This is a genomic window from Halomonas alkalisoli, assembly GCF_021412585.1.
GTDB classification, from domain to species: Bacteria; Pseudomonadota; Gammaproteobacteria; order Pseudomonadales; family Halomonadaceae; genus Halomonas; species Halomonas alkalisoli.
In genome coordinates, this window is sequence record NZ_JAKCMI010000023.1 from 174,553 (window position 1) to 197,490 (window position 22,938).

The 22,938-nt window shown below is 62.1% G+C and carries 22 protein-coding genes and 7 tRNA genes; 21 read left to right on the top strand and 8 right to left on the bottom strand.

Features of this window, described 5'->3' with window-relative positions; translation table 11 throughout:
* Positions 1–38: 38 nt before the first annotated feature.
* Positions 39–320, bottom strand: coding sequence for a hypothetical protein (locus tag LY622_RS09340; protein WP_234290638.1), 282 nt, complete (start codon positions 318–320; stop codon positions 39–41).
* Between the two features lie 110 nt (positions 321–430).
* On the opposite strand from LY622_RS09340, the gene pdxB reads away from it, so the two are divergent.
* Positions 431–1,597, top strand: coding sequence for a 4-phosphoerythronate dehydrogenase PdxB (gene pdxB, locus LY622_RS09345; protein WP_234290639.1), 1,167 nt, complete (start codon positions 431–433; stop codon positions 1,595–1,597).
* 87 nt (positions 1,598–1,684) lie between these two features.
* Here the strand turns inward: pdxB and htpX are convergent, their stop codons facing one another.
* The 4 genes from htpX to msrB form a co-directional block, all read right to left on the bottom strand.
* On the bottom strand, positions 1,685–2,584 hold the full coding sequence (gene htpX / locus LY622_RS09350) for a protease HtpX (protein WP_066450164.1): 900 nt from the start codon (positions 2,582–2,584) through the stop codon (positions 1,685–1,687).
* Between the two features lie 143 nt (positions 2,585–2,727).
* Positions 2,728–3,960, bottom strand: a complete 1,233-nt coding sequence (locus LY622_RS09355; RefSeq protein WP_114478749.1) for a pyridoxal phosphate-dependent aminotransferase — start codon at positions 3,958–3,960, stop codon at positions 2,728–2,730.
* A gap of 68 nt (positions 3,961–4,028) precedes the next feature.
* Positions 4,029–5,030 carry a ribosome biogenesis GTPase YlqF gene (ylqF, locus tag LY622_RS09360; protein WP_234290640.1) on the bottom strand — a complete coding sequence of 334 codons (1,002 nt, stop codon included), beginning with the start codon at positions 5,028–5,030 and terminating at the stop codon, positions 4,029–4,031.
* Positions 5,031–5,113: 83 nt separating this feature from the next.
* Positions 5,114–5,515, bottom strand: a complete 402-nt coding sequence (gene msrB / locus LY622_RS09365) for a peptide-methionine (R)-S-oxide reductase MsrB (protein WP_234290641.1) — start codon at positions 5,513–5,515, stop codon at positions 5,114–5,116.
* 185 nt (positions 5,516–5,700) lie between these two features.
* On the opposite strand from msrB, the gene LY622_RS09370 reads away from it, so the two are divergent.
* The 15 genes from LY622_RS09370 to LY622_RS09440 all read left to right on the top strand — a co-directional run bounded on the left by LY622_RS09370 (position 5,701) and on the right by LY622_RS09440 (position 14,056).
* Positions 5,701–5,776, top strand: a tRNA-Glu gene (locus LY622_RS09370).
* A gap of 24 nt (positions 5,777–5,800) precedes the next feature.
* Positions 5,801–5,875, top strand: a tRNA-Gly gene (locus LY622_RS09375).
* A 102-nt stretch (positions 5,876–5,977) separates the two neighbouring features.
* A tRNA-Glu gene (locus LY622_RS09380) sits at positions 5,978–6,053 on the top strand.
* 42 nt (positions 6,054–6,095) lie between these two features.
* Positions 6,096–6,170, top strand: a tRNA-Gly gene (locus tag LY622_RS09385).
* A 5-nt stretch (positions 6,171–6,175) separates the two neighbouring features.
* Positions 6,176–6,251: transfer RNA gene (locus LY622_RS09390), tRNA-Glu, on the top strand.
* A gap of 32 nt (positions 6,252–6,283) precedes the next feature.
* Positions 6,284–6,358: transfer RNA gene (locus tag LY622_RS09395), tRNA-Gly, on the top strand.
* A gap of 233 nt (positions 6,359–6,591) precedes the next feature.
* The gene (locus LY622_RS09400) at positions 6,592–7,554 is read left to right on the top strand and encodes an ABC transporter ATP-binding protein (RefSeq protein ID WP_234290642.1); all 963 of its coding nucleotides are present in this window, start codon (positions 6,592–6,594) and stop codon (positions 7,552–7,554) included.
* Positions 7,551–8,324 carry an ABC transporter permease gene (locus tag LY622_RS09405; protein WP_234290643.1) on the top strand — a complete coding sequence of 258 codons (774 nt, stop codon included), beginning with the start codon at positions 7,551–7,553 and terminating at the stop codon, positions 8,322–8,324. The genes LY622_RS09400 and LY622_RS09405 overlap by 4 nt, the downstream gene beginning before the upstream one ends.
* Positions 8,324–9,160 (top strand): NADPH-dependent 7-cyano-7-deazaguanine reductase QueF, encoded by an 837-nt coding sequence (gene queF, locus LY622_RS09410; protein ID WP_234290644.1) that lies wholly within the window; start codon positions 8,324–8,326, stop codon positions 9,158–9,160. Before LY622_RS09405 ends, queF begins: the two co-directional genes overlap by 1 nt.
* 215 nt (positions 9,161–9,375) lie before the next feature.
* The gene (locus LY622_RS09415) at positions 9,376–9,936 is read left to right on the top strand and encodes a nitroreductase family protein (RefSeq protein ID WP_114478755.1); all 561 of its coding nucleotides are present in this window, start codon (positions 9,376–9,378) and stop codon (positions 9,934–9,936) included.
* A 4-nt stretch (positions 9,937–9,940) separates the two neighbouring features.
* Positions 9,941–10,444 carry a YiiD C-terminal domain-containing protein gene (locus LY622_RS09420; protein WP_234290645.1) on the top strand — a complete coding sequence of 168 codons (504 nt, stop codon included), beginning with the start codon at positions 9,941–9,943 and terminating at the stop codon, positions 10,442–10,444.
* A 105-nt stretch (positions 10,445–10,549) separates the two neighbouring features.
* Positions 10,550–10,637, top strand: a tRNA-Ser gene (locus tag LY622_RS09425).
* Between the two features lie 271 nt (positions 10,638–10,908).
* Positions 10,909–12,300, top strand: a complete 1,392-nt coding sequence (locus tag LY622_RS09430) for a GGDEF domain-containing protein (protein WP_234290646.1) — start codon at positions 10,909–10,911, stop codon at positions 12,298–12,300.
* 121 nt (positions 12,301–12,421) lie between these two features.
* Positions 12,422–12,775: a hypothetical protein gene (locus LY622_RS09435; protein WP_234290803.1), complete on the top strand. Its 354-nt coding sequence runs from the start codon at positions 12,422–12,424 to the stop codon at positions 12,773–12,775.
* Between the two features lie 48 nt (positions 12,776–12,823).
* Positions 12,824–14,056, top strand: a complete 1,233-nt coding sequence (locus tag LY622_RS09440; protein ID WP_234290647.1) for a DUF4236 domain-containing protein — start codon at positions 12,824–12,826, stop codon at positions 14,054–14,056.
* A gap of 130 nt (positions 14,057–14,186) precedes the next feature.
* On the opposite strand, the gene LY622_RS09445 is transcribed toward LY622_RS09440, so the two are convergent.
* Complete coding sequence (locus tag LY622_RS09445; protein WP_234290648.1) at positions 14,187–16,685, bottom strand: EAL domain-containing protein; 2,499 nt, start codon at positions 16,683–16,685, stop codon at positions 14,187–14,189.
* 201 nt (positions 16,686–16,886) lie between these two features.
* Here LY622_RS09445 and LY622_RS09450 point away from each other — a divergent pair, with 201 nt between their 5' ends.
* The 3 genes from LY622_RS09450 to LY622_RS09460 all read left to right on the top strand — a co-directional run bounded on the left by LY622_RS09450 (position 16,887) and on the right by LY622_RS09460 (position 18,377).
* Positions 16,887–17,105: a transposase gene (locus LY622_RS09450; RefSeq protein ID WP_234290649.1), complete on the top strand. Its 219-nt coding sequence runs from the start codon at positions 16,887–16,889 to the stop codon at positions 17,103–17,105.
* A 144-nt stretch (positions 17,106–17,249) separates the two neighbouring features.
* Positions 17,250–17,597, top strand: coding sequence for an IS66 family insertion sequence element accessory protein TnpB (gene tnpB / locus LY622_RS09455; protein ID WP_255762530.1), 348 nt, complete (start codon positions 17,250–17,252; stop codon positions 17,595–17,597).
* Between the two features lie 219 nt (positions 17,598–17,816).
* Complete coding sequence (locus LY622_RS09460; protein WP_234290798.1) at positions 17,817–18,377, top strand: IS66 family transposase; 561 nt, start codon at positions 17,817–17,819, stop codon at positions 18,375–18,377.
* 43 nt (positions 18,378–18,420) lie between these two features.
* On the opposite strand, the gene LY622_RS09465 is transcribed toward LY622_RS09460, so the two are convergent.
* Together LY622_RS09465 and hisD are read right to left on the bottom strand one after the other, a co-directional pair.
* Positions 18,421–19,173: an SDR family NAD(P)-dependent oxidoreductase gene (locus LY622_RS09465; RefSeq protein WP_234290651.1), complete on the bottom strand. Its 753-nt coding sequence runs from the start codon at positions 19,171–19,173 to the stop codon at positions 18,421–18,423.
* A complete protein-coding gene (gene hisD / locus LY622_RS09470; protein ID WP_234290652.1) occupies positions 19,170–20,480 on the bottom strand; it encodes a histidinol dehydrogenase in 1,311 nt (436 codons plus the stop codon). Before hisD ends, LY622_RS09465 begins: the two co-directional genes overlap by 4 nt.
* 128 nt (positions 20,481–20,608) lie before the next feature.
* Here hisD and LY622_RS09475 point away from each other — a divergent pair, with 128 nt between their 5' ends.
* Both LY622_RS09475 and LY622_RS09480 read left to right on the top strand, forming a co-directional pair.
* Positions 20,609–21,550, top strand: a complete 942-nt coding sequence (locus LY622_RS09475; protein ID WP_234290653.1) for a 3-hydroxyacyl-CoA dehydrogenase — start codon at positions 20,609–20,611, stop codon at positions 21,548–21,550.
* The gene (locus tag LY622_RS09480; protein WP_234290654.1) at positions 21,547–22,554 is read left to right on the top strand and encodes a LacI family DNA-binding transcriptional regulator; all 1,008 of its coding nucleotides are present in this window, start codon (positions 21,547–21,549) and stop codon (positions 22,552–22,554) included. The genes LY622_RS09475 and LY622_RS09480 overlap by 4 nt, the downstream gene beginning before the upstream one ends.
* The last annotated feature ends 384 nt before the right edge of the window (positions 22,555–22,938 follow it).

Below are 22,938 nucleotides of genomic sequence, written 5' to 3' on the forward strand. Positions count from 1 at the left end.
GAAGCTTGAGCCGACTGAACCCTGCCGTTCACGAAGCGCTATAGCGAGTCCAGCAGCGATAGCTGACTGACGGCCTCGCGGCCCTCGGCGCTCTCGTCGTCCACTTCGAGCACCTTGCGCAGGCCGCGCGAGGCCTGGATGGTGGTCTCGTCACCCAGCCACATCATGGCCTGGTCATGATCGTCGGCGAGCAGATGCTTCAGGCCACCGAACTGGGTGCCGATCTGCCCCCAGGCGCGGCTGAAGATCCAGTCGCCGAACATGTCCTGATGGATATGCACCAGCACATAGTCATGGTCACTTTCCCAGCGGATGATCACGAAGGCTCCAGCAAGTCGGGCGTCGCCGCGTAGCGGCGTGCCAATGTCAGGTGGCGGTATTGTAAGGGTTCGAGCAGACTGGACAAGCCCTGGTATCAAGGAGAGGACTCGTGAGAATTGTGGTCGATGCCAACGTGCCCGCCGCCGACGCCTGTTTCGGCGAACTGGGCGAGTTGATTCGCTTGCCGGGGCGCGAGATCGACGCCGCGGCGCTACGCGATGCCGATGTCGTGGTGGTGCGCTCCATCACCCGTATCGATGAGGCGGTGGTGGATGCGGCCATGAGCGGCAACTCACGGCTACGCTTCGTCGGCACCTGTACCATCGGCACCGACCATGTGGACATGCGGGCCCTGGCTCGCCATGGAGTCGGCTTCGCCAGTGCGCCTGGCTGCAATGCCGAAGCGGTGGTGGACTACGTGCTGGGCAGCCTGCTGACCCTGGCCGAGCGCCAGGGGTGGCAGCTGTCCGAGCGCCGCGTGGGTATCGTCGGGGTCGGCAACGTGGGCGAGCGGCTGCGCAGGCGCCTGGCGTCCATGGGTGTCGAGTGCCTGGCCTGCGACCCGCCTCGGGCCGAGGCGGAAGGCGCCGAGGCGGGCGTGCCGCGGTTTGTCGACCTAGATACCCTGATCGACGAGTGCGACGTGCTGTGCCTGCACACGCCGCTGGTGCGCGAGGGCCCCCATGCCACCCATCATCTGCTCGATGCCCAGCGCATAGCGCGCATCGAGCCGGGTACGGTGCTGCTCAATGCCGGGCGTGGCGACTGCATCGATGGACTGGCCCTGCGCCAGCGCCTGGCCGGGCCGGGTGATATCAGTGCGGTGCTGGATGTCTGGGAGTCGGAACCGGCAATCGATGCCGCGCTGCGTGACCTGGCCAACCTTGCGACGCCGCATATCGCCGGCCACAGCCTCGATGGCAAGCTGCGTGGCACCCATCAGGTCTACGCGGCGCTCTGCCGCCACCTGGGGCTGCCGGCACGGCTGACGCTGGATTCACTGCTGCCGGCGCCGCCGCTGCCCAGGCTGGTGCTGGATGGCGGCCTGGAGCCAGAGGACGCGCTGAGACGCTGCCTGCGTACGGTCTATGACGTGCGCCGCGACCACGATGCGCTGTATCGCGAATCGCGTCGGCGCGGCATGGCTGTCGGCTTCGATGCCTGCCGGGCCGATTATCCGCTGCGGCGTGAGCTCTCCACCCTTGAGGTCGAGCTGCGCGAAGGAGCCAGGGAACTGGCCCCGCTGCTCAAGGGCATGGGCTGTCGCGTGATTTGATGACAACGTGGGTTGAGAAAATGCAGAAAGCCCGCCATGGCGGGCTTTCTGGCTTGAGATGAAGGTGTCGGCCAGGAGAGAGGCCGGTTAGCGGTAGGCCGCTTCCTTCAGCGCACGAATGCGATCATCCAGCGGGGGATGGCTTGCGAACAGTCGCTCCATCAGCGACTTGGTCTGGCCCTTGGTGATAGCCATGGCGCGCAGGGTGTCCGGCATCTGGTCGGGCATCTGGGTTTCGGCCTTGAGTCGGGCCAGGGCATTGATCATGGCCCCGGAGCCGGCGAGTTGCGCGCCGGCGGCGTCGGCGCGGTATTCGCGGAAGCGCGAGAACCAGGCAACGATGGCCGAAGCGATGATGCCGAAGACGATCTCGGCGACGATCACCACCGCGAAGTAGCCCATGAAGCCAAGCCCCGCGCCATCAGTACGGCTCTTCAGGAAGCTGTCCACCAGGTGGGCCACCACCCGGGCGAAGAACATCACGAAGGTGTTTACCACGCCCTGAATCAGCGCCAGGGTGACCATGTCGCCGTTGGCTACGTGGCCGATCTCATGGGCCAGCACCGCGCGCACCTCTTCGGGACGCATGCGGTTGAGCAGGCCGGCGGAAACCGCGACCAGCGCGTCGTTCTTGTTCCAACCCGTGGCGAAGGCGTTCGACTGCTGGGCCGGGAAGATGCCCACTTCCGGCGTCTTGATGCCGGCATCCCGCGACAGTTCGGCCACGGTATCGAGCAGCCACTTCTCGGTGGCGTTGCTCGGCGTCTCGATCACCACCGTGCCGGTGGAACGCTTGGCCATCCACTTGGAGATGAACAGCGAGATCATCGAGCCGGCCATGCCGACAATGAAGCAGAAGATCAACAGGGCGTTGAAGTTGATGCCCTGGCCGCGCAGGTAGCCTTCTACCCCCAGCAGGCGCAACGTGATGCTGGCGACAACGATGACCGCCAGGTTGGTGCCCAGGAAGAGCAGTATTCTCATCATCGTTCGGAAACTCCGGTCGTTATCCAGGAAAGGTGGGCCGCGCTGCCCGCGGCCGAAATAGACTGATGTTTAGATACGGCCACTTACCTTGGGTTTCAAGGCTGGCCCAAAATTCAGGCTCTTATGGTGCCGCCAGGCAACGATTACTGCCGATAGCGCGACAGGAAGCGCTCGAAGCGATCCAGGGCATCGCCCAACTGGTCGGCCCAGGGCAGCGTGACGATGCGCACATGGTCCGGCTCCGGCCAGTTGAAGGCGGTGCCCTGGACCAGCAGGATCTTTTCCTGCAGCAGCAGGTCCAGCACCAGCTTCTGGTCGTCCTGGATGGGGTAGACCTTGGGGTCGAGCCGCGGGAAGGCGTAGAGCGCGCCCTTGGCCTTGGTGCAGGACACGCCCGGGATGGCGTTCAGCTTTTCATAGGTAATGTCGCGCTGGGCCAACAGGCGCCCGCCGGGCAGGATCAGGTCGTTGATTGACTGATAGCCGCCCAGCGCTGTCTGGATGGCGTGCTGGGCCGGGACGTTGGCACACAGGCGCATGGAAGCCAGCATGTTGATGCCCTGGATGTAGTCCCGGGCGCGCTGCATGGCCACGCTGCCGGAGAGGGTCATCCAGCCGGAACGGAAGCCGGCGCAGCGGTAGCTCTTCGACAGGCCGTTCATGGTCACCACGAGCTGGTCCTCGTCGGCCAGGGCGCCGGTTGCCACGTGCTCGGTGTCGTCGTAGAGGATCTTGTCGTAGATCTCGTCGGAAAACACCACCAGGTCGTGCTCCCGGGCGACCTGGAGCAGTTCGCGGACCACCGCCGGGGGGTAGACGGCACCGGTGGGGTTGTTGGGATTGATGATCACGATGGCCCGGGTATGGCTGGTCACCTTGGCCCGCACGTCGTCGACGTCCGGTGCCCAGTCGGCCTGCTCGTCGCAGCGGTAGTGCACGGCACGGCCGCCGGAGAGGTGGGCCGCGGCGGTCCACAACGGGTAGTCGGGCGCCGGGATCAGCACCTCGTCACCGTCGTTGAGCAGCGCCTGAAGGGCCATCACGATCAGCTCGGAGACGCCATTGCCGATGAAGATGTCCTCGATGCCGACACCGGGAATCTCCTTGCGCTGGCACTCCTGCATGATCGCCTTGCGTGCCGAGTAGAGCCCCTTGGAATCGCAGTAGCCCTGGGCCGTGGGAAGATTGCGCATCACATCCTGAAGGATCTCCTCCGGTGCCTCGAAGCCGAACGGCGCCGGGTTACCGATGTTGAGCTTGAGGATGCGCTGGCCTTCGTCTTCCAGCCGCTTGGCATGCTCGAGCACCGGGCCGCGGATGTCGTAGCAGACGTTGTCGAGCTTATGCGATTTCCTGAAAAGGGAGGGCGTGTCCATGAGGTGTCCGAATTCCAGTGGTGTCCAGTGGCTGCCCGATCAGTTTGGCCGTCGGGCAGCGCTGTTGATTATGCGGTCTCGCTGTCGTCGCCGCTATCGTTATCCCGAGGGAGTGCTTCTGTCCCTGTCCCTGCCTCTGCTTCTGCTTCCGGGGCGGGAGGCGGCGGGATGTCGTCCGGTGTCTCCAGGGTCAGTCGTCCCAGCTTGCCGTCGCGCAGCTCGTGGAGCAGCACTTCGGCACCGCGATGCAAGTCGACCTCGCCGCCGGCACGCAGGCCGCCGCGGCGACTGGCGATGTCACGCAGGATGGCGTGGCCGTCGAAGCCGGCCAGGGCCAGCAGGTCGACCCGCTGAGGACCGTCGGCCTCGACCCGGTCGGCATCGGGATTGGGGGCGTAGCCCGGCAGTTCGACGAGCTTGTAGCGGCTCCTGAGCGCTTCGGGGTAGCGCCTGGCCAGTTCGGCGGCGGTGACCACGGCGACATCGACATAGTCGATGGCGGTGTCGCGAATGGCGCCAGTGGCGGCCAGCCGATAGGCGCTGGCCTGGTCCTCGATCTTCGGCCACAGCACCCCGGGAGTGTCGATCAGCGCCACCCGGCCGGTGATGCGCACCTTCTGCTGGCGCTTGGTCACGGCGGGCTCGTTGCCGGTCTTGGCGATGCTGCGCCCGGCCAGGCCATTGATCAGGGTCGATTTACCCACATTGGGGATGCCCATGACCATGACCCGAACGTCGCGGTCGGCGCGGATCTGGCCGGCCAGCTCATGGCACAGCTTGGGGATGCGCTTGAGCTCCCGGGCATTGGTGGTGGTCACGGCCAGGGCGCGGGTGTCGGGTTGGGCATCGAAGTAGGCGACCCATTCGCGGGTGCGCTCCGGGTCGGCAAGATCGGCCCGCGACAGGATCTTCAGCACCGGCGTGTGGCGGGTCAGGCTGGCCAGCATGGGGTTGGCACTGGAGTAGGGCAGGCGGGCGTCGAGTACCTCGATCGCCACGTCGATCTCCGGCAGCGCCTCCTGGATCTGGCGGCGTGCCTTGTTCATGTGTCCCGGATACCAGCCGAGCATTGCACCACTCCCGCAAACCGATGGAAAAAGGCCGCCCATCATAGCAGAAGGGCGGCCCCGACAGTGCAGGCTAGCGGCGAGACTTACTCTCCCGGGTGGAAGCTTATCGCCACGGAATTGATGCAGTAGCGCAGCCCGGTAGACTCCGGCGGGCCATCGGGGAAGACGTGGCCCAGGTGGGCATCGCAGTGGGAGCAGACCACCTCGGTGCGCTGCATGCCATGGGCGTCGTCCGGCTTCTCCTCGATGGCGGCCTTGCCCAGTGGTCGGTCGAAGCTCGGCCAGCCGCAGCCGGCATCGAACTTGTGCTCATTCTCGAACAGCGGTGCGTTACAACAGACACAGTGGTAGATGCCGTGCTCGTCGCTCACCCGATAGTTGCCGCTGAAGGGGGGCTCAGTGCCCTTCTGGCGCGTCACGCGATATTGCTCGGGGCTGAGCTGGGCACGCCATTCGGCGTCGCTTTTTTCGATCTTCTTGCGCATGGCATCTCTCCTCCTGGGGGCGGTGCTTTCCATCATGCCATCCATTTCGGGCCTGGCCATCATGTCTCCCATGAGACAACGGATGGGCCTGCGGTTTCCATCCCCGGGGCGTTCAAGGTCGACGGTTGACAGCCCCGAGGTGCTTGAGTAAGATTCGCGCCACCTCGTTGAAGCGAGACGGCTGCGTCCCATTCGTCTAGTGGTCCAGGACACCGCCCTTTCACGGCGGGAACAGGGGTTCGAACCCCCTATGGGACGCCACTCGTTTTCTTCAGGTTGCGGAGTGCGGGAATAGCTCAGTGGTAGAGCATCGCCTTGCCAAGGCGAGGGTCGGGAGTTCGAATCTCCTTTCCCGCTCCAATTCCTGCTTCGGCAGGTGAGCAGGTCAAGGTGAGGGTCGTGAGCTGGTGCGCCAGTCCGATCGATCTCCTTTCCCGCTCCAAGCTTTTTGGAAGTCATTGCGTCCCATTCGTCTAGTGGTCCAGGACACCGCCCTTTCACGGCGGGAACAGGGGTTCGAACCCCCTATGGGACGCCACTCTTCCAGTATGCATTACCGATAGCATAGACTGTCAGACAAGCGGGAATAGCTCAGTGGTAGAGCATCGCCTTGCCAAGGCGAGGGTCGGGAGTTCGAATCTCCTTTCCCGCTCCAGATCAGTCCCATTCGTCTAGTGGCCTAGGACACCGCCCTTTCACGGCGGGAACAGGGGTTCGAACCCCCTATGGGACGCCAGTCAGTCTGATCTATCCAGGTGGTTTCAATAAGCGGGAATAGCTCAGTGGTAGAGCATCGCCTTGCCAAGGCGAGGGTCGGGAGTTCGAATCTCCTTTCCCGCTCCAGTTTCTTTTTCCAAATTCGAATGTGCCAAGGCTCGGCCCGAGAGCCGGGGCGCCGGACCGTCGAATCTCCTTTCCCGCTCCAGTTTCTCCCCCCTAAAAGAATTTGATCACCTTGCCCATGGGCGAGGGCTTCTGCGTTTTTCCCGTTCGCGACTTGAAAAAATGCTTCGCGCCCTAATGTCTTGAACTCTCTTTCCGTCTCAACGCAAGCTATCCCAACGCAAGGATGTCTCATGGCCGAACCGGCGCTGTCGATCCGTGGCCTGACCAAGGTCTACGGCAACGGCTTTCACGCCCTGAAGGGCATCGACCTCGACGTCGAGCAGGGCGACTTCTTTGCCATGCTGGGCCCCAACGGCGCCGGCAAGTCCACGACCCTCGGCATCGTCTGTTCGCTGGTGCAGAAGAGCGCCGGCAAGGTCTCGGTCTTCGGTATCGACATCGACCGAGACTTCGCCCGCGCCAAGTGCCTCATGGGCGTGGTGCCGCAGGAGTTCAACTTCAACCAGTTCGAGCAGGTGATCGACATCGTGCTGGCCCAGGCGGGCTACTTCGGCATGACGCGCCGCGAGGCGCTGCCCCGGGCCGAACGGCTGCTCCGGGATCTGGGGCTTTGGGACAAGCGTAACGGCAATGCCCGCATGCTCTCCGGCGGCATGAAGCGCCGGCTGATGATCGCCCGTGCGTTGATGCATCGGCCCAAGCTGCTCATCCTCGATGAGCCCACCGCCGGCGTCGACATCGAGTTGCGTCGCAGCATGTGGGAGTACCTGCGTCGCATCAATCGCGAAGAGGGCACGACCATTATCCTGACCACCCACTATCTCGAGGAAGCGGAGAGCCTCTGTCGTAACGTGGCGATCATCAATCACGGTGAAATCATCCGCAACACCAGCGTGCGCGGGCTGCTCGCCGAACTCGATACCGAGACCTTTCTGCTCGACCTGGCTCACCCGGTGGACGAGCCGCCGGCCATCGATGGCTTCGAGGTGCACCAGGTGGATGCCGCCCAGCTGGCGGTGGCGGTCCATCGTGGTCAGCGCCTGAACGATATCTTCACCGCGCTGAGTGAGCGAGGCATTCAGGTGGTTTCCATGCGCAACCGCGCCAACCGGCTCGAGGAGATGTTCGTTACCATGGTCGAGCAGGGCAACGAGGAAAAGGCTGAAGCCGAGCGCGCGGAGGCCCGTTCATGAATGCGATTCAGACCGCCATCGCCCTGTGGACCCTGGTGCACAAGGAGATCAAGCGCTTCACGAGGATCTGGCCGCAGACGCTGCTGCCGCCCTCGATCACCATGACCATGTACTTCATCATCTTCGGCAACCTGATCGGGCCGCGCATCGGCGAGATGGATGGCTTCAGCTACATGGACTTCATCGTCCCGGGACTGATCATGATGGCGGTGATCACCAACAGCTACTCCAACGTGGCATCGAGCTTCTTCTCCAACAAGTTCCAGCGCTCCATCGAGGAGATGATGGTCTCGCCCATGCCCAGCTGGGTGATCCTGGCCGGCTTCGTGTTCGGTGGTATGGCGCGCGGCCTGGGGGTGGGGCTGATCGTCACCATCGTGTCGCTCTTCTTCACCCGCATCAGCGTGGCACACCCGTTCCTGACCGTCGGCGTGGTGGTGCTGACCGCCGCGCTGTTCTCCATCGGCGGCTTCATCAACGCGCTGCTGGGCAAGAAGTTCGATGACATCTCGATCGTGCCGACCTTCATCTTGACGCCGCTGACCTACCTGGGCGGGGTCTTCTACTCGATCTCGCTGCTGCCGACCTTCTGGCAGGGAGTATCGATGCTCAACCCGATTCTGTATATGGTCAACGTGTTCCGCTATGGCTTCCTGGGTGTCTCCGACATTCCGGTGGGCTGGGCGCTGGCCGCTATCGTCACCTTCATCGTGGTGCTTTTCGGCATCGCCCTCTGGATGCTGGAAAGTGGCAAAGGAATTCGCAGCTGATGACACATCATCGTCCCGATACCCTCGAGCATGCCCCGCTGGGGCGCGAGTCCGCCTACCCGGAGCGCTATGATGCCGGGCTGCTCTATCCCATTCCCCGTGCCGCCAATCGGGCGCCGCTGGGCATCGAGGAGGGCAGCCTGCCCTTCGTCGGCGAGGACGAGTGGCATGCCTTCGAGGTGAGCTGGCTCAACGGGCGCGGCAAGCCGATTGTCGCCGTGGCACGCTTCCGCCTGCCGGCAGACTCGCCGAACCTGATCGAGTCCAAGTCCTGGAAGCTCTATCTCAACGGCTTCAACCAGACCCGCTTCGACAGTCGCGAGCAGGTGATCGACACCCTGGTAGCGGACCTTTCCGCCGCCGCGGGTGCTCCGGTCTCCGTCGAACTGTTCGGTGTCGACGACAACGTCCTTGCCGTACAGCGCCTGCCGGGCGAGTGCCTCGACGAGCTGGATATCGAGATTGCCGATTACACGCCCAGCGCCGAGCACCTGCAGGTGGCAGAGGAGGTCGTGGAGGAGACGCTCTACTCGCATTTGCTCAAGTCCAACTGCCCGGTGACCGGCCAGCCCGACTGGGGCAGCCTGCTGATCCGCTATCGTGGACCGAAGCTCGACCGTGAAGGCCTGCTGCGCTACCTGATCGGCTACCGCCAGCATCAGGATTTCCACGAACACTGCGTCGAGCACATCTTCACAGACCTGATGGCCCGGGCGCGCCCGGAACGGTTGCTGGTGCTGGCGCGCTACGTGCGTCGCGGCGGGCTGGATATCTCTCCCTGGCGCGCCACCCCCGGCGAGAGGCCGCCCGAGCCGCTGCGGCTGGCACGACAATAGCGGCTTGGGTAAAGTGCTCTAGGCTTCGTCTGAAAAGCCGGCGAGCGAAGGTCAGACAAGGCAAAAATCAGCGAAAAAACGGAGTTTACGGGGTGTAAATGAGTACTTTGAGCTGATTTTTAACGCCGTATGGCCAAGCGCAGGCACTTTTCGGACAAAGCCTGGATTCGAACCGATAACCGACGGGGCCATGCGCCACCGATGAGGAGAACATCATGGATGCGATGACGCTGCTGCATGAACGCAGCTCCATGGGCAAGCTCATGGGGCCGCCGCCTGGCCCCGAGCAGCTCGAAGCGATCTACCGGGCCGCGCTGCGGGCACCCGACCACAAGGAGCTGCGGCCCTGGCGCTTCATCGAGTTTTCGGGAGAAGGGCTCGACCGCCTGGGCGAGCTGTTCGCCGAAGCCGAGTTCCGCGAGGACCCGGATGTCGGCGACGCGGCCCTGGATGCCGTGCGCAAGAAGCCGCATCGGGCCCCCATGATCATTGCCGTGGTCGCGAAGGTGACACCGGATATACCCAAGGTGCCGAAGATCGAGCAGGTGGTCTCGGCCGGCTGTGCCGGCCATGGCATCCTGCTGGCGGCCCACGCCCTGGGGCTGGGGGCCATGTGGCGCAGCGGCAAGTACGCCTTCGACCCCACCGTGCGCAAGGGCCTCGGCCTGGAAGAGGAAGACGAGCTGATCGCCTTCATCTACCTGGGTCAGTTGGCAGGGCGCCACAGGCCCGTTCCCGAGCACCGCCTCAGCGACTTCGTCGAACGCTGGACCTGAAGCCATGCGCGAAATCGGTATTCCTCACCCGCGCCTGCCGCTGCCCGAGCCCGGCCAGCGGGACGATGCGCAGGCCTTCCTTGCCTGGCTCAGTGATGCGATCCCCATGGTCGAGCACCTGGGCATTCGCGAGATGCGTTGGGAAGGGGAGCAGCTGGTGTGGGCGCTGGCGCTCGCTCCCAACCTCAACGACAAGGGCACCGGCTTCGGTGGGGGCCTGACCGCCCAGTCCACGCTGCTGGGCTGGTGCTGGACCACGCTCTGGCTGCGCGAGCATGGGCTTGCCCGCGACGTCGTCGTGGCCGAGGCCACACAGCGCTTCCTGGCGCCGGTGATCGGCGACTACCGCATGACCTGCGCGCCTGAATCGCCGAAAGGGCCCGACAGCCTGGCGGCGCAGTTGCAGAGTCGTGGGCGAGGGCGGATCAGTCTGGTCCAGCAGCTCTGGTGCGGCGACACGCTCTGCCTGGAAGCGCATGGCAACTACGCCGTGCTGTCCGCCGCCTGAACCGGGGAAAGCCGAAAACCGGCTTGCAAACGCGCACTTAAGCCGTTAATATTTGCGCCGTTCTGACGTACAAGGCACAGCCCAAGGGCGTGAGGACCACAATGTGGAGGGGTGTCCGAGTGGTCGAAGGAGCACGCCTGGAAAGTGTGTAAGTCGAAAGGCTTCGAGGGTTCGAATCCCTCCCCCTCCGCCACGAATACCGAAAAAGCCGCTGATTTCAGCGGCTTTTTCTTTTTTGGCTGTATCTTCATCTGCTCCATACTTTACAGTTGGCTTTCCCTGTATCGTCTCGGAGCCTGTTGGACAACCGGGAAGCGCGTGACTCACCGACGCGATACTCTTCGCCTGGGGATCGTGGCGAAGCTGGATGGCACGACTGGAAGCCTATGCCGAGGTGCTCAAGAAGTCGGTCGCTGGGCCGGACACCCTTCCATAGTGTTGCGTTTGGAACTTGAGGCCGCCCAATGACATCTTCGAGCGATTCCGCCCCCCCAAGCTTCATCCGCACCCTGGCCAAGGGGTACGCGGTGATGATCCTGTTGCTCGTGGGGCTAGTCCCAGTTTTTTCGATTGCCTACCTGTATTTTTTTCAGACCCCCGCGCTTCGCTTCGAACATCATGGCTTTCACGAAATTGCCATCGGCATTTCGCTGCTACAGAGCGGATTCATCGCCTATGTTACTTACCGCTGTTACCACCAAACCCAAGAGCTGTTTCTACGCTGGCTTACGCTTGGTTTTCTGGGATTTACTGTCATCTACGGTTTGCACGGAGCCTTCACTCGTCTTTCACCCGACCACCTTATGCTGTTTACCTTGTATGGCCCAGCATCCCGGCTGGTAATGGCCAGTTGCCTGTTAATTGGTTTAATGACATATGTTCGGCAAGAAAAACCCGCCTCTCAAGCACGGTCTTTAGGGTATTGGCTGGCCTGGCTCGGAGCGTTCTCGGCCATCAATGCCTTTGTCTATCTAGTGGCTTTCTCGCAGTGGGCGGAGCTGTCCCGGTGGGTGCTGGAAATTGCAGCCATGAGCATCATGTTGAGTTGTGCGTTGATCATTGCGGTGCGGCGGATTCGCTCGCCCCTGATGACGATCTACGCATTGTCGGTCCTGTTTTTCTCACAATCCTCTCTCGCTTTCCTGCTGGGGTCGGCATGGAGTCACATGTGGTGGCTGGCCCACGCAAGTTTTGCGGCCGGTTTCATGGCATTGAGCTATGGCGTCATCCAGGCGTTCCTGACAACGGGGTCCTTCTCCCGGGTTTACAGTCAAGCAGAACTGGTTGAGCAGATCCGGGCGGAGAAAGCGCGAACTGACGACGCCTTGCTTGATTTGCAACGTGCGCATGAAGCGCTTGAGGTTTCCGCTGCAACAGATTCACTCACGGGCTGCGCGAATCGCCGGGAATTTGAAGCTCGGGGTTTGGCAGAAGTTGAACGCGTAAAACGCAGCGGGGCACCGCTCTCATTTGTGACGATCGATCTTGATCACTTCAAGCAGATCAACGACGACCATGGTCATAGAGCGGGAGACGAAGTGCTCAGAGTATTTGTCAAACTGGCGAAGATGACGTTGCGTCCCAGCGACTTGGTTGGTCGCATAGGCGGTGAAGAGTTTGCCCTTATCCTCCCTGACACATCGCTCGAAGGCGCCGCGCTGATAGCGGAACGATTACGGCAGCTCACTGAACGTGAAGTTGTTACGCTTGCCGGGACACAGATTCGATTCACGGTAAGCCTCGGTGTTGCACAGTACGGCCACGACGGAGGCACATATGAATCCGTAATCGACACCGCAGACAGCCGCATGTATCGCGCAAAACAGGCAGGACGCAATCAGGTCACTGCGCCATGAGTATCGCGGTCGTCTGGTTTTTTCCCACCAATGCTTCTCCCGAGACTATTGTTTGTAGTTCCAGCACCTCCCCCTCGACACTTCTGCTGAGGAAGTACTAGGGGGCAAGCTGGAAGGCGCGGTGGCACGCTCCCTATACGATGGCCTGTCGCTGGTCATCGTGGCGTTGGGGCTGTTCGCACTGCCGGAGATCATCGATCTGCTGGCCAGGGGTGGCGCCATCGCCGAGCGCTCGAAGGGCCTCGGCCACGGCTGGGTGCAAGGGGCGAAGGAGGAGTGTGACTTCACCGACCTGGCTGAAGACGAGGAGACCCCGGCCTTCTACGCCCGTGGCCTGCTGTTCTTCGCCTGGATGGGGGGCTTCGTGGGGTTGTTCTTCCTGATCGGTGCTCCAAGATTGATCTATCCAGGTGTTTCTCGGGAAAGCTGCTCGATCGACGCCATCTGCATGATGTGGCCGTCATGCTTTGGATAATAAACTGGTAGGCTACCCAGTGCATGGGAGCAGCATTCAGGGAGAGCTATGGCCTTTCGATTCCAGCGCCGCATCACCCTCGCGCCGGGGCTGCGGCTGAACCTCAGCAAGCGTGGCCTTGGCCTGTCGGTGGGGCCTCGTGGGGTTGGCCTTAACCTAGGCCCCCGTGGGGTGCATGGTCATGCCGGCCTTCCCGGCACCGGTCTGGCTTACCGCCAACAGCTCAATACCAAAAATGGGGGGCGGCGGGGAGCTGTCGCTTCGACATCATCAGGCAGAAGCGCGGCGTCAGTCCTGGAGGCTCTGCTGGCAGAAGGTGCTTCCTTGCCGGTGCAACTGGAGGTGCGAGACAGCGGTCAGGTCGATTACTTTCACGCTGATGGTCTCCGGATGAGCGATGCTGAGGCGCGCGTGCTGCGCCGCCATGCGGAAGTCTCACTCCGGGAGCAGCTGGAGGCACACTGCCAGCGGTTGAACGAAGATCTTGTGCGGCTAGGTACGCTGCATGAGCAGACGCCTCACCCCGATAACAGCGGCTATATCCCCCAGGGCTTTGAGGAGCCGCCGCCTTCACCACCGGTATCCATCTCGCTTGCCTGGTGGCATCGGCTATGGCCACCGGCCAGGCAGCGGGTCGAGCAGGAGAACCATCAGCGCCAAGCGACATTCGACGAGGACTATCGCCAGTGGGAGTGGCGCAAGACTGAGCACGACGCCGCTGAGTTCGCGCGTCAGCAGAGGGAAGAGGAGGGCGTCTGGGGCGACCTTGATGCCATGGAGCAGACCCTGCGCGAGCGCCTCGAAGAGATTGAGTGGCCGCGAGAGACGATGATTGATTTTGATCTCGGATCCGACGAACGCACGATAGCCGTGGATATCGAGTTACCTGCCGAGGAGGAAATGCCTGACCGCGAGTGGACCATGCCGGCGAAGCGGCTGAAGCTCACGCCGAAAAGACTGAGTGCGACCCGGCAGCGCAAACTCTATCGCGACTACGTGCACGGCATCGCTTTCCGCGTGCTGGGTGCGATATTTGCTCGTTTACCCACCGTGCAGGAGGCCCGGATCTCCGGTTACTGCCCAATCATCGACTCCGCGACAGGTGGCGAGCGAGATCAATACCTCTACAGCGTCAAGGTCACCCGTTTGCAGTGGAGCAAGATAGACTTTGACCAGCTTCAGCAAGTCGACCCGGTAGCGGCCATGGAGGCCTTCACGCTAAGGCGAGACATGACCAAGACCGGGGTCTTTCGCGATATAGAGCCGTTCAAGTTGGTATAGCGTTTTGCCTAGGATCTATTCGGACTGAACGTTCTCTTCTTCGTCATCATCTACACCTGACTGTCTATGTGAGTGATCATACACTCAAAATCAGGTGGCCAGATTCACTATGCCACTACACTTTCTGATGTCAGGCTTCGGCGTTGCTGCGAAACATGATCAGAAATTCATTCGGTGGCATCGGTCGGCCAAACAGATAGCCTTGATACAGGCTGCATCCCAACCCGGCGAGAACCGAGCGCTGCATCTCTGTTTCGACCCCTTCGGCGATCACGGACATCTCCAGGCTTTTTGCCAGGGCGATGATGCTGGCGGCGATGGGTGTCGATTGTGTGTCGTGACTCAGGTCGCGGACGAAAGCGACGTCTATCTTGAGCGTATCCAGGGGCAGCGACTTGAGATAGGCCATGGAGGAGTAGCCGGTCCCGAAGTCATCCAGTGCGAAGCGGATGCCCTGACGGCGCAGCAGGGTCATCTTCTCGATGGTCCCCTGTGGGTCGCTAAGCAACAGGGACTCGGTAAGCTCCAGGGTCAAACACGCTGGGTCAGCGGCATGGCGTTGAATAGCCAGGAGAACCTGATTCACGAAGTCTGGCTGCTGGAATTGACGCACGCTAACGTTCAGGGACAGCTTCAGCGCGCGCAGCTCTGGCTGCTGGCGCCACTCTCCCAGCAACCGACACCCTTCCTGCAGGACCCAGTTGCCAAGTGGCAGAATCAGGCCACTCTCCTCAGCCAGCGGAATGAACCCCCCGGGGGATATTTGGCCGCGCCTTGGATGCTGCCAACGGATCAGGGCTTCAGCGCCTACCACTCCTTGCACGGCATCCACTTGGGGCTGCAGGTGCAGGTGGAATTCATCGCTGTCTATAGCGAGACGAAGCTCGCGCTCGAGAGCAAGGCGCTCCTCCAGTTCCTTCTCCAGCGCGGGGCAGAACAGCCGAGGAAGACCGTTGCGCTCGCGCTTGGCCTCCAGCATGGCCAGGCCGGCGCGCTTGAATAGGTGTGTGGTGCCTCCACCTTGGTGGGGCGAGAAGATCAGCATGCCGACATTGATTCGACACGGATAGGTGTGGCCTTGGAGCTGGTAGTCCGCGGTAAGAGAGGCCACGACGCGGTCGGTCAGGTGGTGTGCTTCACGTTCGGCGGTGGACCGATCCCGCGTCGACAGTGGGGTCAGCAGGGCAAATTCATTCCCATCTAGCCGCGCCACGAACAGATCGTTGCTGGCCCAGCCACGCAGACGGGCGGCCAACTGGCGTAGCATCTCGTCTCCGACATCCTGCCCCAGGCTGTCATTGAGAAATTTGAAGCGGTCAATGTCGAACAGCGCCAGCAGAGCCAGAGGGGCGGTGGCGTCGCGGCGCTTCTCGGAATCATCCAGGCGCTCTTGCAGGGCCCGGCGATTGGGCAGCTCGGTCAGAAAATCGTGGTAGGCAAGATAGAGGATCCGCTGCTGGGCCTGTTGCTCGGCCGAGCGGTCGCTGATCAAGGCGACGTAGTCCCGTTCGTCACTGTCGGCGTAGCGCACACGGGTGACGCTCAACCAGGCAGGGAAGGAGGTGCCATCGCGGTGCTGTGCCTCGATCAAGCCACTCCATTCGCCGCTATTCGCCAGGGCTTGCTGGATGCGCAGGTTCAACGCCCGGCTGTCATCGACATACGCCAACTCCCATAGGGAGCGGCCAGCCGTGCCTTCATTCTCTAATCCCAGCAATTTTTCGAAGGCCTGGTTGCAGAGTCGAATGCGGGCCCTGTCATCGAATAGCACAACCCCATCGCGCAGCGCCGAGATCACCTCCAGCAGTTGGGTTCGCGTCATATGCTGGTGTTGCTCGCTGGCTTTCAGGCGGCGCTGAACCCGAGTGGCGACGATGGTAAGCAGCGCTGTCAGCAAGGCGCTGCCACTGATCAGGTAGATCAGCCAGTACGACTCACGAGCCATCGGCGGCGCTGCTGTGGCATCAGGTAGAGGCACGAACCAGGCCGCCTGCATGGCCACATAGTGCATGCCGCTGATGGCAAGCGATACGCATAGCGCCGAGATGAGGGCGCCAGTTCGGGAGCGCTGTTGGCCCCGCTCCTGGCGGAACAGGCGGTAGGTATAGACGCTCAGGATGCCGAGGCCGATGGCCACGCCCAGTGATACCAGGAACAGGCCAAGAGAGTGATGGAGCGTCGCGGGCATGCGCATGGAGGCCATGCCGATGTAGTGCATGAGCCCGATGCCGAGTCCCAGGCCGGCCCCGGCCAGCAGCGAGGTTCGATGGGGTGGGACTTGCTGGCGAGAGAGCACCAGCATGATCGCAAAACTCCCCAGCATGGCGGGAATGATAGACAGCACGGTCAGGGCCGGTGAGTGGGTCACGGTAAAATCTAGCTGGTAGGCATGCATGCCAGTGAAGTGCATGCTCCATACCCCAAGGCCCATTACGCTGGCCCCGGCAACCAACCAGAGCCAGCGCCAACTGGCTCGCCTGTCCGTGCCGACGAGATTGATGATGTCCAGGCCGGTATAGGCGGCTGCCAGCGCGACCACCCATGATACGAACACAAGGGGGATGTGGTGCTCGCCCTGAATAGCCCCCAGGGCATGAGGGTCGACCACGAGATGGGTAAGTATCGTCATGCAGTAGTCATCGGCAGCGCTCGCGGATTACTGAGGGACAAAAAGAGTCATTGATGAAAATGGGAGGCAGCCGGATACGAGCGCGCATCTCCAAAAAATGCAATGGAACGTCCCAGGAGGGGGCATTCAGGCAGGTGAGGCCACCGTGGCTTTCGCGGAAGCTGCAAGCCGCCAAACAGGCAACCCACCCAGGGAACCACGATGACCGACAAGAGCATGGCACTAACGGTGCTGCTTGAAAAGCGCATTGCCCTCAGGTCTGTCCCCAACACCGCGGCGGTAACACAGCTGGTCGGCGCAGTGTTGCTGGAGCAGGCTGATGAATGGCCGGTCAGCCGCCGGTATCGGAGCTCGGCCCCGGTTCCCAAGGAGCCGATCAAAGCTGGCACTGACCAATTGTTTCACGAGGAGGCGACGTAGCAGTCAGCGAGGCCGTGGTGGCTACAATCGCTGTAACACTGCTGTCGGGACGCAGCCGCAGTTGCTGTTGTCCTTGTTGGGATTGCTGAAGGGAGTCAAGGGGAGTGCCTGGCGTCAGCCCAGGGCCGAATCGATGAGATCTGGCTGGCCACCGAGCCGCTGGACATGCGGGCCGGTCCCGATACCGTCCTGGCTCGGGTGGTAAAGGTGTTCGGCATCGCCCGGCCGCACTGCGCTTATCTGTTCGCTAATCGCCGCGGCAACCGCATGAAGGTGCTGATTCATGATGGCCTGGGGATCTGGCTCTGTGCCCGCTGCCTCAATCAAGGCAAGTTCAACTGGGCCGGCACCTGGCATGGTGACCGGGTCGAGTTGTCGGCCGAGCGGTGGCGGCGCTGGTACAGGGCCTGCCCTGGCAGCGCATCGGGCCGGCAGGAGCATTTCAGTGCTTTGATTCTCGAACCACATAGCGGCACAGAATGCCCATTCTGACCATTCGATGATTCGCGCATCCCCCTACTGCCAGCGGACTGGCATAAACGCCGCATGAACATGCCACCCAACCTGTCTCAGCTCTCACCCGATCAGCTCCGCCAACTGGCAGCCGCGCTGATGACGCAGGTTGAGCAGCAGGGGCAGGCACTGGAAAAGAGCCAGTAGGCGCTGCGTCACAGCGAGCAGGTCAACCAGAAGCTGTCCCACGAACTGGCACTGCTCAAGCGCCACACGTTCGGTCAGCGCAGCGAACATCTCAATGTGCTGCAGATCAGTCTGCTGAAGGAAGTGGTCGATGCCGCCATCGCCGCCATCGAAGTCGAGCTGGAAGAACTCGTGACAGCAGCGACACTGACGGCGACCCAGCAAAAACCCACGCGCAAGCCCTCGCCCGACGAGCTGCCGCGCGTCGAGATCCGTCAAGAACCCGAGAGCGAGCACTGCACGTGTGGCTGCCAGCGGCGCCGAATCGGTGAAGAGATCAGCGAGAAGCTCGACTACACGCCAGGCATGTTCACCGCCGAGCGCCATATCCGCGGCAAGTGGTTCTGCGATCACTGCGAGACTCTGATCCAGGCGCCGATGCCGGCCCAGGTGATCGACAAGGGTATCCCGGCAAGAAGAAGACCCACTGTAATACTCAGATTGTCTCTCGCTGAATCAGGGACGCTTTGCCAGGCTGGCCCTGGAAGACAGAACAGTATGATTGAGCTGATAAGTGCCAAGTCTTTGAGGCCCAGCAAGGCGCTTAGACCGGTGTACACGAGTACTGGGTAAGAAGATCACTCTGACTTAACTAGAGTATGTCGTATCGGCACGTTCAATGCGCGGTCCAGCCGCCGTCGACCATCAGGGCGCTGCCGGTGACCAGGCCGGCGGCGGGCGAGGCAAGAAATACCACCGGGCCCATCACGTCTTCGATGCGGCCTAGCCTTTCCAGCGGGATCTGAGCGAGCACGGCCTCCCGGAAGCCGGGTTCCTGGAAGAAGGGTTGCGTCATCGGGGTTTCGATGAAGGTAGGGCAAAGGCTGTTGACGCGGATGCCGCGAGGCCCCAGCTCGACCGCCATGGCGCGGGTCATGCCTTCCACTGCGGCTTTCGAGGCGCAATAGAGGCTGCGGTTCTTGGCGCCCACGTGCCCCATTTGCGAGGACACGTTGATCACGCTGCCACCTGTGGGCATTTCCTCGATCACCGTTTGGGTAAGGAAGTAGGTTGCCCGGACGTTGAGTTCCATGACCACCGCGTAGTCCTCTGCCGTGACCTGATTAATCGGTTTGGGGCGGTTGGTGCCGGCGTTGTTGACCAGGATGTCGAAGCGCCGACCCGCCAGGGCGCGGCGAGTGGCGGCCTGGTCTTGAACGTCCAGCGCCAGGCCTTCCGCTTCGTGGCCGGCGGCGTGAAGTGCTGCCACCACCTCTTCCAGCCGCTCGGGGTTGCGAGCCATCAGGGTTACCCGGGCGCCGGCCTGAGCCAGGGCGCAGGCGCAGGCCAGCCCGATGCCCTGGCTGGCGCCGGTCACGAGAGCGCTGCGCCCATCCAGGCGCAGGCTCGGGGTTTGCGGCAGCTTCATACCGGCACCGCGGAGGCATAAGGTACGTCACGCTTGCCGTAGCGGCGTACGCGCTCGTTGGCTTGCTCGCCGTGGCCGGCAAACCCTTCCAGTGCGCACAGGCGCGAGCAGTAGCCGCCTATCTCGGCGGAAGCCTCGTCGGTGAGCACTTTCTGGTAGGTACAGGTCTTGAGGAACTTGCCGACCCACAGCCCGCCGGTATAGCGCGCGGCCTTCTTGGTCGGCAGGGTGTGGTTGGTGCCGATCACCTTGTCGCCGTAGGCCACGTTGGTGCGCGGGCCGAGGAAGAGCGCGCCGTAGTTCGTCAGCCTGTCGAGATACAGGTTGGGATCTTCGGTCATAACCTGCACGTGCTCGTAGGCCATCTCGTCGGCCACCTCGAGCATTTCTTCGTGCGTGTCGCATACGATGATCTCGCCGTAATCGTTCCATGCCTGGCGGGCGATCTCAGCAGTAGGCAGCTTGGTCAGCAGTTCATCGATGGCGGTGAGCGTCGCCTTGGCCAGGGCTTCGGAGTTGGTGAGCAGGGCCGCGGGAGAGGTGGGGCCATGCTCGGCCTGGCCCAGCAGGTCTGTGGCGCATAGCAGGCCATCGACGGTTTCGTCGGCGATGACCAGAGTTTCGGTGGGGCCGGCAAATAGGTCGATGCCGACTCGACCGAAGAGTTGCCGCTTGGCTTCGGCGACAAAGGCGTTGCCCGGGCCTACCAGCATATCGACCGGTTCGACGGATTCGGTGCCGATGGCCATAGCGCCTACCGCTTGTACGCCACCGAGCACCAGAATTTCATCGGCGCCGGCTAGATGCATCGCGGTGACGATGGCCGGATGCGGCTTGCCCTGGAAAGGCGGGGCGGCGGCAACGACCCGTTTGACACCGGCCACCTTGGCGGTTAGTACGCTCATGTGCGCGGAGGCGACCATGGGGTAGGCGCCTCCGGGAACGTAACAGCCAACGGCATTGACCGGAATGTGCTTATGGCCAAGCACTACGCCGGGGCGCGTTTCCACTTCCACGTTCTGCATGCTGTCCAGCTGAGCCTCGGCGAAGCGACGTATCTGAGCTTGGGCGAAGCGGATGTCGTCGAGCTCTTGAGCCGTGAGTTCCGACATGGCCTTTTCGATCTCGTCAGGCGTCAGTCGGAAGGAGGCGGGCGACCAGCGATCGAATTTTTCCGAAAGCTCGCGCACGGCCTCGTCGCCTCTTGCCTCGATGGCTTGTAGCGTCTGTTCGACGGTTTCACGTACCTTGCGGTCGGCTTCGGCGCGGGCTTCGCTGGTGGCGCCCGTTTTCAGTCGTCGGATCATGGCGGTTTCCTGCTGGATTTAGAAGAGTAATCGAGTTGCCTCGACAGACGGCTCTTCGCAAGGCTAGTATCGTTTGCATACGAATGCAATTATCTGGTTTCAGGTGATTCGAGCCGAAAGGAGGCAGCATGTCGGAACCTATCGCGGTAGTGGGCGCAGGACTGATTGGGCGGGCGTGGTCGATGGTTTTCGCGCGAGCGGGGCGCACGGTGAGGCTGCACGATGCCCAGGAACAGGCACTGGTCGGCGCCACGGAAGCGATTCGCCAGTCGCTGCATGATCTGCAGCGTGCCGGCCTGGTCGAAGATCCCGAAGAGATACTCGCACGTATTCGGATCGAGCCCGATCTGGCGCATGCCGTGGCGGGGGCCGCCTACGTGCAGGAGTGCGGCCCCGAGAACCTTGAAGTGAAGCAGACGATTTACAGCCGCCTGGAGGCGGCGACGGCCCCGGATACGATTCTGGCGAGTTCTACTTCGGGGATAGCGGCATCCCGCTTCACGGGACATCTGAGGCATCCGGAGCGCTGTCTGGTGGCGCATCCGGTGAATCCCCCTTATCTGGTGCCTGTGGTCGAGGTGGTGCCGTCGCCGCAGACCGGTGAGGAAGCGGTCGAGCGAACGCTGGCCTTGATGTCTCAGGTGGGGCAGGTGCCGGTATTGGTCAAGCGCGAATTGCCGGGCTTCATTCTCAACCGCCTGCAGGGGGCGCTGCTCAACGAAGCGCTGCGTCTGTTCCGTGATGGCTATGTGTCGGCCGAGGATCTGGACAAGACCGTCAAGCATGGCCTGGGGCTGCGCTGGTCGTTCATGGGTCCGTTCGAGACGATCGACCTCAATGCCCCGGCGGGGGTGACCGATTACGCCCGTCGTTATGGTCCGCTCTATGCCGATGTGGATGCGCAGCGCGATGGCGCCTCGCCCTGGCAGGAAGAAACCCTGGCGGCCCTGGAAGCCGAACGGCGCTCGGCGCTGCCTCTCGAAGGGCTGGCCGAACGTCAGGCGTGGCGCGACCGCCAACTGATGGCGCTTGGCGCTTACCGGAAGTCCATCGACGAGCAAGATGCATGAAGCAAAGACCAGTAACCTCCCGGGATGTGGCGCGTTTGGCCGGGGTGTCTCAGTCGGCCGTCAGCCGTTGTTTTTCACCTCAGGGGAGCATTTCCCCCAAGACCCGTGAGGTGGTTCTGGCAGCAGCGCAGCAGTTGGGCTACCGCCCCAACACCATTGCACGCTCGCTGATAATGCGCTCTTCACGCACCGTCGCGGTGGTGGTTTCACAGCTCGATAATCCTTTCTATGCGCTTACCCTGGCACGCGCTTCGCGCGCTTTTCAGTCCGAGGGGTATCATTTGCTGCTGTTCCTAGTGAGTGACGATGGCGATACGACGGGCGTGATGTCGGAGATTCTGCAAAGCCAGGCCGAGGGTATCCTGATGCTGGCGGCCACGTTGACGACCCCCTTTGCCCAGGAGTGCGTGGATCGCAGCATTCCCGTTGTAATGATCAATCGCACAGTGGACTTCATGGGGGTCAGTCAGGTTTCCAGCGACAATTATCACGGCGGATACTGGGTGGGCAGCTACCTGGCTGGCCAGGGCCATCGTCGCATGGCTTTCCTCAACGGCCTGGCATCTTCCTCCACGGGGGCCTACCGCCGCCGGGGTTTTCTCGATGCCCTTGTGGCCCAAGGGCTCGCATGCTGGGCGGAAGAGAGCGGGGAGTACCGTTTCGACAAGGCTTGCGAGGCAACGCGACGCCTTTTTGCCCAGAAGCCTTACCCCGATGCGGTATTCGCCGCCAATGACCACATGGCGGTAGCCGTCATCGAGACATTGAGAGCGGAGCTCGGTTTGCGCGTACCGGAAGATGTCTCTGTCATTGGCTTTGACGATACCCCGGTGGCGGCCTGGCCCAGCTATCGCCTTACCACGCTACGCCAACCGGTTGAGGAGATGGTGACGGTGGCAGCCGATCTGCTGCTTGCGCAAATGCGCGAGGGGCATCTCTCGCCGGTTCAACGTACCCTGCCGGTCGTGCCGATTCTGAGGGGGAGCGTGCGCCAAAGAGGCTGACAGCTGGCACATAGGCGGTCCGAGATACCTTACAAATGATTAAATTTTCGTATCCAATGTGCCTAATCGAAGATAAGCGCGAATCCGAAGGCGCTGTTTCGGACTCCTTCTGATGCCATGCCTGTCCTAGGTTGTTCGTCTGGCAGGAGCGGCTGGTGGTAATCAAGCCATATTACTGCATTGAATTTATTGATATTTTGCAGGAGACGAATGGCGCGGCACGAGGATGCATGATCGACATTGCTCGCTTGTCGGTGACTAGACAAAAGTAGGGTAAAAGGCTTTCTTGACTGATCGTATCCAATAAATTAGTTTGGGATACAAGACGGGAGTGGTTTTCGTCACGGAGAGACTCGCCTGAAGCACTCGCATTGCCAAGAACAA

Bases quoted from the DNA above. Each gene is read 5' to 3' on its own strand.
- LY622_RS09405 (WP_234290643.1), top strand. From the start codon at position 7,551: ATGAATGCGATTCAGACCGCCATCGCCCTGTGGACCCTGGTGCACAAG.
- LY622_RS09475 (WP_234290653.1), top strand. From the start codon at position 20,609: ATGTCGGAACCTATCGCGGTAGTGGGCGCAGGACTGATTGGGCGGGCG.
- LY622_RS09420 (WP_234290645.1), top strand. From the start codon at position 9,941: ATGCGCGAAATCGGTATTCCTCACCCGCGCCTGCCGCTGCCCGAGCCC.
- LY622_RS09465 (WP_234290651.1), bottom strand. From the start codon at position 19,173: ATGAAGCTGCCGCAAACCCCGAGCCTGCGCCTGGATGGGCGCAGCGCT.
- LY622_RS09480 (WP_234290654.1), top strand. From the start codon at position 21,547: ATGAAGCAAAGACCAGTAACCTCCCGGGATGTGGCGCGTTTGGCCGGG.
- LY622_RS09445 (WP_234290648.1), bottom strand. From the start codon at position 16,685: ATGACGATACTTACCCATCTCGTGGTCGACCCTCATGCCCTGGGGGCT.
- LY622_RS09440 (WP_234290647.1), top strand. From the start codon at position 12,824: ATGGCCTTTCGATTCCAGCGCCGCATCACCCTCGCGCCGGGGCTGCGG.
- LY622_RS09450 (WP_234290649.1), top strand. From the start codon at position 16,887: ATGACCGACAAGAGCATGGCACTAACGGTGCTGCTTGAAAAGCGCATT.
- msrB (WP_234290641.1), bottom strand. From the start codon at position 5,515: ATGCGCAAGAAGATCGAAAAAAGCGACGCCGAATGGCGTGCCCAGCTC.
- LY622_RS09355 (WP_114478749.1), bottom strand. From the start codon at position 3,960: ATGGACACGCCCTCCCTTTTCAGGAAATCGCATAAGCTCGACAACGTC.
- ylqF (WP_234290640.1), bottom strand. From the start codon at position 5,030: ATGCTCGGCTGGTATCCGGGACACATGAACAAGGCACGCCGCCAGATC.
- queF (WP_234290644.1), top strand. From the start codon at position 8,324: ATGACACATCATCGTCCCGATACCCTCGAGCATGCCCCGCTGGGGCGC.
- LY622_RS09430 (WP_234290646.1), top strand. From the start codon at position 10,909: ATGACATCTTCGAGCGATTCCGCCCCCCCAAGCTTCATCCGCACCCTG.
- hisD (WP_234290652.1), bottom strand. From the start codon at position 20,480: ATGATCCGACGACTGAAAACGGGCGCCACCAGCGAAGCCCGCGCCGAA.
- htpX (WP_066450164.1), bottom strand. From the start codon at position 2,584: ATGATGAGAATACTGCTCTTCCTGGGCACCAACCTGGCGGTCATCGTT.
- LY622_RS09415 (WP_114478755.1), top strand. From the start codon at position 9,376: ATGGATGCGATGACGCTGCTGCATGAACGCAGCTCCATGGGCAAGCTC.
- LY622_RS09400 (WP_234290642.1), top strand. From the start codon at position 6,592: ATGGCCGAACCGGCGCTGTCGATCCGTGGCCTGACCAAGGTCTACGGC.